Genomic DNA, 11,696 nt, shown 5'->3' with positions numbered 1-11,696 from the left:
ACTCAGGAGGTGAGGAACTGCGAGCCTGTAGGGCCAACAACGCTAAATCCTGTAAAAGAGCAACAACAGCAAAGATTACAAGCCGCTTAATTTAGCTTGATGGTGACAACTACCTTGAAAAACTCCGGAACTATGTTTTACTAACAGCTGTGAATAGAGCTCGTACTAATGGGGTAAAAGTTAGTGGTTTATCGAGTAGTGTCGCTTTAAAGTGAGTTGATTCATTTATAACTCGATAATAAAGCAAGTAGAAACGTGATGAAAACTTATTCGTATTTAATAAGCTAAGACAGTATAAAGAATTTTTTTAGTAAAAAAGGATGATGGACTCAATCTTGAGGCCACTGATATTAAAGTAGACGGCCCCTATATCGAAGTCGATGACTATTTGCAAACCAATGCAGAAGGTGTATACGTTGCAGGAGATGCAAACGGTATCAGTATGTTTGTCCAAAGCGCGGCTCATCAGGCCCGAGTTGCCGCACAAAATGCCATCTCTGATACAGCAGAAAAATACGCCCCAGGAGCGATTACCACCGGAAGCTTTACCGAGCCGGAATATGCCTCCGTAGGTATGACCCAAGCTCAAGCGCAATAAGGTCATGACTGCATTGTTGAGATTATAGATTACACTGCGCTACCGCGCGCCGTTATGGATGCGCGAACCGACGGATTCTGAAAAATTATCATCGATAAAGAGACGCAAGAGCTACTGGGCGCGCATGTCCTCGGCTCATACTGTGCCGAGGTGATTCAGGTTGCAGCCACTTGTCTGGCGGCTAAAATGAAGATTAACGAAATAGCTAATTTAGAATTGGCATTTCCGACGTTCACAGAAGCCTTGGGTATGGCGGCCCAACGCATCTGTAAAGATTTACGTGTAGAGAATAAAGAAGTTAAAGAATAACTGTTTATTCACTTTTCTATAGCAATAATAGCGATACTCTCCATAACCTCAAACAATATCACTCAAACAAATACTCACTAAGATAAGGCTTTCAACGCGGTAGACTAAAGGTGGTAGGTAAGCTCGAAGTCTCTTTAGTTTCAGCTCTAGTCATCATCGATATTATCGCTACTATTGTTCTAGGAGTGGTGAATTATTTAACGCTACGTGAATGTACTTTAGTGGAAAGATATAAGAGCGGAAGCTATTAGACCAAGGAATTATTAAAGCTAAATTTACTATGGCTATTAGGCTTATCAGCAACTTGCTTTAAGTTCCTTCAACTTTTAATTGTGTAGTAAATTGAGCCTACTATAAGAGCAAGCGTTTGGTGCTTTGGTTTAAATTCAATAAAAATTTATAATTAAATAAGAAAGGATTACTATGAAAAATTTAAAAGATCATGTCATTATTGTCACTGGTGGGGCGGCAGGAATTGGTGGTGCAATAACCACTGTCCTAACCCAAAGAGGCGCATCTGTTATAGCGGTAGATCTTGATGATGCTGCCGGTCAGCAGAAAGTTGACAGTAATCCTGATCATATTGCATTTCTTAAGGGCGACATCTCCAAACCCTCAGTTGCTGAAGAAGCGGTAAAGATGGCTGTTTCAAAGTTTGGAAAACTTACGGGTGTGGTAAATAATGCACACGCCTCCAGACAAAAGCCTTTAATGGAGCTTACCGAAGAGGATTGGTCTTTATCTATGGATACCGGCTTAAAAGGAACTTTGAACTTTATGAAAGCCGCCTATCCAGAACTTAAAACAACAAAAGGTGCTATCGTTAATTTTGGCTCTGGTGCCGCGCTTAATGGTCAAGAAAACCAAGGCAGTTATGCTGCTGCTAAAGAAGCGATTCGAGGGTTGTCACGAGTGGCGGCAAACGAATGGGCGAAAGAGGGTATTCGTGTCAATATTGTTTGTCCATTGGCATTAACCGAAGGTGTTGCAAACTGGAAGGAAGCCCATCCTGACCAGTACGAAGAAATCGCTAAAAAGAATCCCATGAATCGTTTTGGCGATCCCAAAACAGATATCGCACCAGTAGTGGCGTTTCTTTTAAGTGAGGATAGTCAATATATGACTGGTCAAACGCTGATGGCAGATGGTGGTGATATTAAATTAAGATAAAAGTTGTATAACTAATATTGGACAAACGATTATCAAGCAGTCGTTTGTCCTTTTTTTTGTAATCTAGGGCGTGGCATCACTCTTTAATAAATAAAAAACTGACTCTTTTGAGGCTTGCTCACTGGTTATGATAGCGTGTTCAAGCTCAACAGGAGTTAAGAATTTGATATGCTGAAGTTCTCGTCTCAGTCTAACCAAGATGCTTTTAACCTGAAAAAAAGATGCGGTACTATCAAGCGCTAGCATATGTTTTAGATCACCACCAAATTTTTTAATACTTAATGCTATCGGTCAGTAATAGTAGGGCGTGTTGAAAATTGATGATAAACTGCTGACAAAAAACCAGCGCTGGTTTCGCAGCAACAAGCTCATTGCGCTGTCTACTTTGTTAATCAAAGACTCATACTGTGAGTGGGTGTTTATAGATAGATGAGACTCATATTAAAGCGCATCAGCATAGGATTCACAAGAGTTTGGGCTATAGATCGCCAAGACAGGTGTGGTTTAATTTTTATCGTCATACTGCGTAATCAAAATCTCCCAAGTTTAACTGTACGGATTTGACAGCAGGTATCATAGAGAGTGGGATGAATTTCATAATAGAGAATGCATTTACGATTGAACCTGTCCAAAACTTAATTACTGCATCTACTGCAGCACTAGGTTGTGGACTACTCATTGGTCTAGAAAGAGAGCGTAGCAAACAACGTGAAAATCAACACAGCTTTGCAGGTATTAGATCTTTTGCAATTTGCTCTCTATTAGGGGCAATTTGCTTTTCTTTCGGCTTGTTTATGGGACTCATAGGGGCATTGATAGTAGGTGGTATCAGTATCATCTCTACTAATAAACAAATTGAAGATCCAGGTGTAACAACTGAACTTGCTTTTATACTCACCTATTTTATAGGCGGATTATGTTTATGGCATATTCCTTATGCAGCGGCACTTACAGTCGTCCTTACCTTCCTTCTAGTGACAAAGCATTCAATGCATGGAGTAGCGGTTAAATGGATTACTGAGCGTGAATTCAAAGATGGTATCTTTTTACTGGCTTTACTTTTAATTGCACTTCCTTTAACCCCCGATAGGGCTTTTTGGGGTTCAGTACTAAATCCTTATATTATTTTAAAATTATTGACATTGATTTTAGCCATTCAAGCACTAGCACATATGGCGAAGAGGCTTCTACCATCACGCCACGCCATGTTTTTATCTGCTTTAGCATCAGGATTTGTGTCCAGTACAGCCACGATTGCAAGCCTTGGAATAGAAGTTCGTCATGGTCGTGCAGATGCAAAAGAAAATGCTGGAGCTGCCCTTATATCCTGTGTCGCAACAGTGGTACAACTTCTTATTATTGTTGCAGGTGTAAGTTTTAGTTGGCTTAAAATTTTATTATTCCCATCTATTATTGCCATTATAATGTTAATTATTCCTGGAATATGGTTGATGAGAAACACTCAATCTGAAGAGAAAGCTAAGTTAGCTGATACACCCATGTTTAGTTTAAAAGAGGCAGGTATCATTGTAGTTTCACTTACTATTATTCAAGTACTTGTTTATGGTTTAAGTTTATGGCTGGGTGACGCAGGTCTTATTGCAGGGACCGTACTTAGTTCTATGTTTGAGGTGCATGCAGCAATGGCTGCCGTAGTCATGCAAGGGAGCCCAACTAACCCTATTTTATTGCTCGCCTTATTATTAGGTTTAGCGACACACGCAATTTCTAAATCAATTAATGCGGTAATTACGGGTGGTTTTCAATACGCACTTGCTTTTGTTCCAACCCAAATGATTCACATGACTGTTTTAATTGTCTTGATATATACCATGACGAATAATTAAAACATTTCTCTCATTTATTGGTGTAATGGAAATTTTTCATGCTGATACAGGGTGAACTGCCCCGACTATATCGGAGTTTGATTTACTTGAGTCAGGCAGCTTCACCTAATAGATTAAGATTATTATTTAAACTATAGAGTATTTGAGAAACAAACAAAGCTTAATGGCTAGGCAACATAGAAATGTTATTATAAATCTCTAAACTTAATCATTATGATTTTGACAATCGTTTAATACTGCTTGTTTGATAGCAGTAATTTTTAATAGTAGTCATTTTAATAAAATATATTTAAAACTAAAACAAAACGGAGCAAGATATGGGCTTATTGGTCGATGGTCAATGGCAGGATAAATGGTATGACACCGAGGTGAGCGGCGGACGTTTCGAGCGCGAAGACGCCGGTTTTAGGAATTGGGTGACAGTCGACGGCAGTGCAGGCCCAACAGGCGTGGGTGGCTTTAAAGCTGAAGCCAATCGCTATCATTTATATGTGTCGCTTGCATGCCCGTGGGCACATCGCACTACGATTTATCGCAAATTAAAAGGTTTGGAGGACATGATTTCGCTGTCTGTAGTGCATCCATTTATGGGCGATAAAGGTTGGACGTTTGCAGAAGGTGCTGGCGTGATTGCCGATCCGATTGTCAATGCGGATTATTTATATGAGGTTTACGTAGCTGCTAAGCCTGATTATACCGGACGTGTCACGGTACCAATATTATTGGATAAAAAAACCAATACCATCGTCAGTAATGAATCCTCTGAAATTATTCGTATGTTAAATTCAGCCTTTGATGAAGTAGGGGCAACAGCCGTTAATTTTTTACCAGCAGAGTTGCTAGCAGAAATCGATAAGGTCAATGAGTTTGTTTATTCAGCAATTAATAACGGAGTTTATAAAGCAGGGTTTGCCACGACCGAAGCTGCCTATAAAGAAGCAGTAGTAGTGCTATTTGATGCGCTCGACACGTTAGAGGCACGTTTGGCTGACCAACGTTATTTGCTCGGTGATACGATTACTGAGGCAGACTGGCGTTTATTTACCACGCTGGTACGCTTTGATGCCGTATATGTTGGGCATTTTAAATGTAATATTCGCCGCATTGTTGATTACCCCAACCTTTGGGGTTACCTACGTGATTTATATCAGGTGCCCGGTATTGCTGAGACGGTAAGTATTGAGCATATTAAGGCGCACTATTACACCAGCCATGCCAATATCAATCCTACGCGTATTATCCCTGTCGGTCCCGTTCTTGACTTTAATGAGCCGCATGACCGTGCGCATTTATAGATTTTATTAAACTTTTTAAATACTGCTAATAAAAAACCGCGCCAGCTTATGTATTAGCTAGCGCGGTTTTTTTTATTACAAAATAATTTAATGTATATTAGGCATTATTCAATTGACGAGCCGCTTCTAAAGCAAAATAAGTCAAAATCCCATCAGCGCCCGCACGGCGGAAACCTATCAAGGACTCCAAAATTACTGCATCGGTTAGCCAGCCATTTTGAATGGCAGCCATATGCATCGCATATTCACCAGACACTTGATACGCAAAAGTTGGTACGCCAAAGGTATTTTTGACTTCGCGTATAAGGTCTAAATACGGCTGACCGGGTTTAATCATCACCATATCTGCGCCCTCGTTGATATCCATAGCAACTTCATGCAGCGCTTCGGCGCGATTACCAAAGTCCATCTGGTATTGCTTTTTATGACCGCCTTTTAAATTACCGGCACTGCCAACGGCATCACGGAACGGACCATAATAAGCAGAGGCGTATTTGGCAGAGTAGGCCATGATAGCGGTATTGACAAAGCCTTCGGCTTCAAAGGCGTCACGCATGGCTTTGATGCGGCCATCCATCATATCACTTGGCGAGATGATATCAGCGCCAGCGCGGGCGTGGACGAGCGCTTGCTTTACCAAGACTTCGACGGTTTCATCATTCATCACATAGCCGCTATCATCGAGCAGACCATCTTGACCATGTGAGGTATAAGGATCTAGCGCCACATCGGTCATCACTACCATTTCTGGCACGGCATCTTTGACCGCTTTGACGGCGCGTGCGCTAAGGCCATTTTCATCATAAGCCGATTTGCCATCAGGCGTTTTTAATGAATTATTAATAACAGGGAAGATGTCGATCGTAGTGACACCCTCTGCTAATAATTCTTTGGCGTAATTGATCAACAAATCAATCGATAGGCGCTCAACACCGGGCATACTAGCGATTGCTTCACGCTTATTTTTGCCTTCTATAACAAATACAGGGGCAATAAAGTGTTTAGGATGCAACTCCACTTCGCGAATCATCGCACGGACGTTATCGTTATAACGTAAGCGACGTAAGCGTGTTTCAGGAAATTGGCGGTTAAAAGTATAAGTCATGATTTTTCCTTATTTGATTTTAAGTATTGTTATTCATCAGCTTTATGGAATCAGCTGTTTTAAAGCATAGGTTTTTATAAAATTGGCACAGCGAAAATGATAAAAGTGTCGTTAATATAATGTTCTACTATACCCAGCACTACTATAACGAATAGCCACTATAACCAATAGTCACTATCGAAAGCAAAAAGCCCTACCAAGTCGGTAGGGCTGATTGTCGTTATCGACTGTCTATGTGAGGAAAGTTACCGCACAACATCACAACATCTAGGACTGCTTAAGGCTCAACAATCTGCGTAACCGGTACTTGCTCAACACTGGTCTCATTAAAAGTAGTCTTTTCAGTGACCACGCCTACCGCAGCATCTGTCTTGCCATCATTATTGACATCGACGACTGCGGTTGGATTAAAGGTCGCTGTTTGTGTTGGTTGCGCGCGCTTAATCGCTTGCGCTTCTTGCACAGAAGCAACCCGCGCTGAGCTAGCTGCATCGATGGCATCGACCGCTTTTGCTTTATTGCTATTGGCAGGCAGATTGACCAACTGTACTAAGTTTTTACTTGGTACAGGAATCGCCGTCGGTACATCAAGATTAGCACCGCCACCTAGCACTTGGTAAAGCTCAACTTGGCTGACAATTTTTTGTAGCTCTAAGTCTAAGATACCTTGCTGCGTTGAGAACAATGAGCGTTGTGCATCAAGCACGTCTAGATAGTTTGCAATACCAGCTTTAAAGCGTGCATCGGCAATCTGATACGTTTGCTCAAAGTTATCTTGCAGACGGTACTGAGCTTCAAGCTGATCGCCCAATGTTGCGCGTGTAGCCAATACGTCGGATACTTCGCGGAATGCCGTTTGAATAGATTTCTCGTAGCCTGCAAGCGTTTGTTCACGCTCGATTTTAGCCACATCGTAATTGGCATCCAAGCGACCAGCGTCAAAGATAGGCACGCTAATACTTGGGCCAAATGACCAGCCAACCGAACCACTTTTAAATAAGTCATCTAAACTGCCGCTACTAACACCCACACTACTGGCTAGGCTGATAGATGGGAAGTAAGAGGCGCGGGCCACTTCGATATTGGCACCAGCGGCTTTTAAATTATACTCCGCTTGTAGTACGTCTGGGCGATAGCGTAAAAGCTCACTTGGTAAGCCAGCGTTAAATATCTTTTGGTTGGTGATATTGCTGACCGCAGGCGTCGGAATAAGGTTGGTCGGAATAGGTCCACCAACCAAAAACTGCAAGGCATTACGCGCTTTTAAAATACTGCTTTGCGCCCGTAGGACAGCAAGTTTGGCATTTTCTAATGAGGCACTGGCTTGCAGAGACGGCAGCTTAGGATCAATGCCAGCTTCAAAGCGTTTATCAGCAATAAATAGTGATTTCTCACGACTTTCAACTGTCGCTTCTGCCAGTTTTAACTGCGCTAAACTGTAGCTTAAATTGGCATAACTTTGGGCGATATTACTAATCAGGCTGATTTGGGTTGAATCTTTCGCCGCAGTAGTGGCTAAAAAATTCTGCAATGCTTGATCTTTTAAGCTAGCAATTTTACCCCAAAAGTCTAATTCATAGTTAGCTAGTCCTAAGTTGACGCTATAAGCATCTCCAGTATTTGAACCTGTCGGACCTGATGTGCGTCTGCGAGAATATCCTGCCTGACCATCAATTCTAGGTAGATCGTTAAGGTCGGTGATTTGATATTGGGCGCGTGCCTTTTCAATGGCTAAACGCGCACTTTCAAAGTCTTTGTTGTTCTCTAACCCTAAAGCAATCAGACCTTTCAGGCGTTCGTCGCTATAAAAGTTCTGCCAGCGTTGACCGGCGATACTTGGCTGATTGGCGCTACTCACGGTTTCCTTATCGAACGCGCCATAGGCTTGCTCGATAGGCACGTTTGGCTCTGCAAGCACAGGACGCATATCAGCTTTAGGAATAGTATTACAAGCAGCCATGCTTAATGCTAAAGCGGTTAAGCCGATTAGACGACCACTATTTTTGCGCAGTATTGCTAGCGCTGGTTGCGCAGTGGTAGCAATATTTGCTACCGCCGCTGAGTTGGTTGTAAAAGTTTTTTGGGCACTCATTGTGTATTATCTCCAAAGCTTGCAGGCTGATAACTCTCAGAAGGCGTTGGGTCAGAAGGCATAGGGCCTTGCGGGTCAGGCAAACCGTCGTTGCCATTATCTCTATCGTTGGGCTTATTGTTCTCGTATTTGTGCGGGAACATACTACGTACCCAAATATAGAACATCGGAATAAAGAAGATACCTAATAATGTCGCAGTCACAACACCACCAACCACACTGGTACCGATGGCGTTTTGGCTACCAGAACCAGCACCTGTGGCGATGAATAATGGCACAACACCGAGACCAAAGGCAAGTGAGGTCATAATGATAGGACGCAAACGCTGACGCGCGGCGGTCATAACAGCTTCTTTTAGGGTATAGCCTTCTTCTTGATGGTCCCTTGCAAACTCGATAATCAAGATGGCGTTTTTGGCTGACAAGCCGACCACCGTGAGTAGACCAACTTGCAAGTAAATATCATTCGATAAACCTCGAAACCAAGTAAACAGCACTGCTCCCAATACACCAAGTGGAATTACCAGCAACACTGAGAATGGAATTGACCAACTCTCATATAAGGCGGCAAGACATAAGAATACGACTAAGATTGAGATAGCATACAGCATCGGCGCTTGTGCACCTGACTTTTGCTCTTCTAATGACAAGCCTGTCCATTCATAACTGATACCGTCTGGTAACTGTTCAACCATAGCTTCCATGGCTTCCATCGCCTCGCCAGTACTGAGACCAGGAGCGGCGCTACCTTGGATATTCATTGAGGCCAAACTGTTATAGCGTGTGAGACCCGGTGAACCGGTTTCCCACTTACTACTAGAGAAAGCATCAAATGAAATCATATCGCCCGAATTGTTACGAACATACCATTTACCGATATCATCAGGATTGGTACGGCTACTAGGCTCACCTTGTACAAACACACGTTTGACACGACCACGGTCGATGAAGTCGTTGATATAACTTGAACCCCATGCCGTTGAGATCACGCTATTGATATTTGCCATAGACAAACCATAAGCAGCGGCTTGTTCTTGGTTAATATCAACTTTAAGCTGCGGCGCATCTTCTTGTCCGTTTGGACGCACACCTGCGACTTTGTCGTTTTGAGCGGCCATGCCAAGTAGCATGTTGCGTGCCTCTAACAGACCTTCGTGCCCGACGTTACCAGAATCCTGTAGCATCAAGTCAAAACCACTAGAGTTACCAAGCCCACTAATTGCTGGTGGGATGATATTAAAGACAGTCGCTTCATTAATCTGGGTAAAGAAATAACCCTGTGCACGATCAGAGACTGCCCGTGCTGTATTCTCTTCACCCTTACGATCTGCCCAGTCGCTTAATTTTACGAAGGCGATACCGACGTTTTGTCCTTGTCCTACAAAACTAAAGCCTGCGATGGTAAATGCTGAAGCCACATTATCAGGTTCCTGGCCACTATAATAAGCGCTCACTTTATCTAGCACCGCTTGCGTTTCATTCAGTGTCGAACCAGCGGGTAGCTGTACGGCGGTAAACATAATACCCTGATCTTCTTCTGGTAAGAACGAGCCGGGGATACGTAAGAATACCACTGCCATAATACCGATGATGACAGCATAAATAATGAGATATACCCACTTAAGGCGGAAGCTTTTGCCGACGGATTTTTCATAAGAGCGGCTGGCTTTTGTGAAAGAGCGGTTAAACCAACCAAAGAAGCCTTTTTGATTCTCAGAATTGCCTTTTTCATGACTTTTACTACGTTTTAGTAAGGTCACGCATAGGGCGGGGGTAAAGATAAGCGCGACTAGCGCCGACAGCACCATACTGGTAATCAAGGTAATGGCGAACTGGCGATAGATTACCCCAGTTGAGCCACCAAAGAATGCCATCGGTACGAATACTGCTGATAAGATAAGTGCGATACCAACAACGATTTTACTAATCTCACCCATTGATTGGATGGTAGCGTCTTTGATGGATATATTTTGATCTTCTTCCAATAGCCGCTCGACGTTCTCTACCACCACAATCGCATCATCGACCAATAGACCAATGGATAGTACCATCGCAAACATGGTTAGGACGTTGATACTAAATCCTGCGATATACAGGACTGCAAAAGTACCCAGTAGTACCACAGGTACAGCAAGGGTTGGAATGATAGTCGCGCGCCAGTTCTGCAAAAAGACGAACATGACGATAAATACTAATATAATCGCTTCGATTAAGGTTTTGACGACCTGCTCAATAGACAAGCGCACAAACGGGGTCGTGTCATAAGGAATGACTGATTTCAGACCGATAGGGAAATTGGCTTCTAGCTCGGCGACGCGGTCACCAACCAATTCGCGAGTTTCAAGCGCGTTAGCACCACTTGCCAGTGAAACGGCAAGGCCAGCTGCCTGTTGGCCATTAAATAAGGCAATGGTACTATAGTTTTCACTACCAATTTCTACCTTTGCAACATCCCCTAAGCGCACTTGCGCCCCTGAGCTGTCGGTTTTTAGTAGAATATTTTTAAATTCGTCAGGTGTCTTTAGATAGCTTTGTACGGTGACCGTTGCATTAATAACTTGTTCATCGACCTCAGCAGGTGCTTGACCTAATTGACCGGCAGATACTTGAGCGTTTTGCTCTCGCACAGCATTAACCACGTCGGATGGCACTAAACTATAGGCACGTAAACGTTCAGGATCGAGCCAAATACGCATGGCGTACGAGGCACCGAATGCTTGGACTTGACCAACCCCTTCGACACGGCTGAGCTGATCGACAACATTAGAGTTGATATAGTCACCGATATCAGCTGGATCCATACTGCCATCTTCGGACACAAAACCAAATACGGCTAAAAAGCCTTCAGAGGCTTTATTAACGTTGACGCCTTGACGCTGTACTTGCTCGGGTAATGAGCTCATGGCAGCTTGCAATTTATTTTGTACCTGAACCTGCGCGGTATCAGAATCGGTACCGTTCTCAAAGAACAGCTGTACAGAGGCGCTACCGTTTGAGGCACTTGACGACTTCATATACATCAAGCCATCAAGCCCTTTCATGCGCTGCTCAATAATCTGTACGACTGAGTTTTCAACAGTTTCAGCGTTAGCACCAGGATAGCTGGCACTGACCGTGACGGTTGGCGGCGCGATTGCTGGATACTGCTCAATCGGTAGGTTGATGACCGATATTATCCCGATAAGCATGACTAAAATAGCCATCACCCATGCAAAAATAGGGCGATCAATAAAAAAACGTGACATAGTAAATCCCTAAGTCTTCCTAGCTTTGAATGGAA

At 43.2% G+C, this 11,696-nt stretch carries 8 protein-coding genes and 1 pseudogene; 6 read left to right on the top strand and 3 right to left on the bottom strand.

The window, feature by feature from the left end; genetic code table 11:
- Positions 1-301: 301 nt before the first annotated feature.
- The 6 genes and pseudogenes from JMW39_RS12375 to JMW39_RS12350 all read left to right on the top strand — a co-directional run bounded on the left by JMW39_RS12375 (position 302) and on the right by JMW39_RS12350 (position 5,219).
- The gene (locus tag JMW39_RS12375) at positions 302-598 is read left to right on the top strand and encodes an FAD-dependent oxidoreductase (RefSeq protein WP_201547003.1); all 297 of its coding nucleotides are present in this window, start codon (positions 302-304) and stop codon (positions 596-598) included.
- A gap of 84 nt (positions 599-682) precedes the next feature.
- Positions 683-907: a hypothetical protein gene (locus JMW39_RS12370; protein ID WP_201547001.1), complete on the top strand. Its 225-nt coding sequence runs from the start codon at positions 683-685 to the stop codon at positions 905-907.
- A gap of 423 nt (positions 908-1,330) precedes the next feature.
- Positions 1,331-2,077 carry an SDR family NAD(P)-dependent oxidoreductase gene (locus JMW39_RS12365; RefSeq protein ID WP_201546982.1) on the top strand — a complete coding sequence of 249 codons (747 nt, stop codon included), beginning with the start codon at positions 1,331-1,333 and terminating at the stop codon, positions 2,075-2,077.
- A gap of 343 nt (positions 2,078-2,420) precedes the next feature.
- A pseudogene (locus tag JMW39_RS12360) lies at positions 2,421-2,535 on the top strand (IS5/IS1182 family transposase); the annotation flags it as partial.
- A gap of 129 nt (positions 2,536-2,664) precedes the next feature.
- Positions 2,665-3,924: an MgtC/SapB family protein gene (locus JMW39_RS12355; RefSeq protein WP_201546999.1), complete on the top strand. Its 1,260-nt coding sequence runs from the start codon at positions 2,665-2,667 to the stop codon at positions 3,922-3,924.
- Positions 3,925-4,241: 317 nt separating this feature from the next.
- Entirely contained in the window at positions 4,242-5,219 is a 978-nt protein-coding gene (locus JMW39_RS12350; protein ID WP_201546981.1) for a glutathione S-transferase family protein, read from the top strand.
- A 97-nt stretch (positions 5,220-5,316) separates the two neighbouring features.
- Here the strand turns inward: JMW39_RS12350 and hemB are convergent, their stop codons facing one another.
- The 3 genes from hemB to JMW39_RS12335 all read right to left on the bottom strand — a co-directional run bounded on the left by hemB (position 5,317) and on the right by JMW39_RS12335 (position 11,661).
- Complete coding sequence (gene hemB / locus JMW39_RS12345) at positions 5,317-6,324, bottom strand: porphobilinogen synthase (RefSeq protein ID WP_201546980.1); 1,008 nt, start codon at positions 6,322-6,324, stop codon at positions 5,317-5,319.
- 277 nt (positions 6,325-6,601) lie between these two features.
- Positions 6,602-8,416 carry an efflux transporter outer membrane subunit gene (locus JMW39_RS12340; RefSeq protein ID WP_201546979.1) on the bottom strand — a complete coding sequence of 605 codons (1,815 nt, stop codon included), beginning with the start codon at positions 8,414-8,416 and terminating at the stop codon, positions 6,602-6,604.
- Positions 8,413-11,661 (bottom strand): efflux RND transporter permease subunit, encoded by a 3,249-nt coding sequence (locus JMW39_RS12335; RefSeq protein ID WP_201546977.1) that lies wholly within the window; start codon positions 11,659-11,661, stop codon positions 8,413-8,415. Before JMW39_RS12335 ends, JMW39_RS12340 begins: the two co-directional genes overlap by 4 nt.
- Between the last annotated feature and the right edge of the window lie 35 nt (positions 11,662-11,696).

Origin of the sequence: Psychrobacter immobilis (assembly GCF_904846175.1) — a bacterium.
GTDB classification, from domain to species: Bacteria; Pseudomonadota; Gammaproteobacteria; order Pseudomonadales; family Moraxellaceae; genus Psychrobacter; species Psychrobacter immobilis_E.
Note: the sequence above shows the minus strand (reverse complement) of the source record. Positions and strands in the feature narration are given on the sequence as shown.

Excerpts from the sequence above, each read along its gene's own strand:
- JMW39_RS12365 (WP_201546982.1), top strand. The coding sequence starts at position 1,331 with ATGAAAAATTTAAAAGATCATGTCATTATTGTCACTGGTGGGGCGGCA.
- JMW39_RS12340 (WP_201546979.1), bottom strand. The coding sequence starts at position 8,416 with ATGAGTGCCCAAAAAACTTTTACAACCAACTCAGCGGCGGTAGCAAAT.
- JMW39_RS12335 (WP_201546977.1), bottom strand. The coding sequence starts at position 11,661 with ATGTCACGTTTTTTTATTGATCGCCCTATTTTTGCATGGGTGATGGCT.
- JMW39_RS12350 (WP_201546981.1), top strand. The coding sequence starts at position 4,242 with ATGGGCTTATTGGTCGATGGTCAATGGCAGGATAAATGGTATGACACC.
- JMW39_RS12355 (WP_201546999.1), top strand. The coding sequence starts at position 2,665 with ATGAATTTCATAATAGAGAATGCATTTACGATTGAACCTGTCCAAAAC.
- hemB (WP_201546980.1), bottom strand. The coding sequence starts at position 6,324 with ATGACTTATACTTTTAACCGCCAATTTCCTGAAACACGCTTACGTCGC.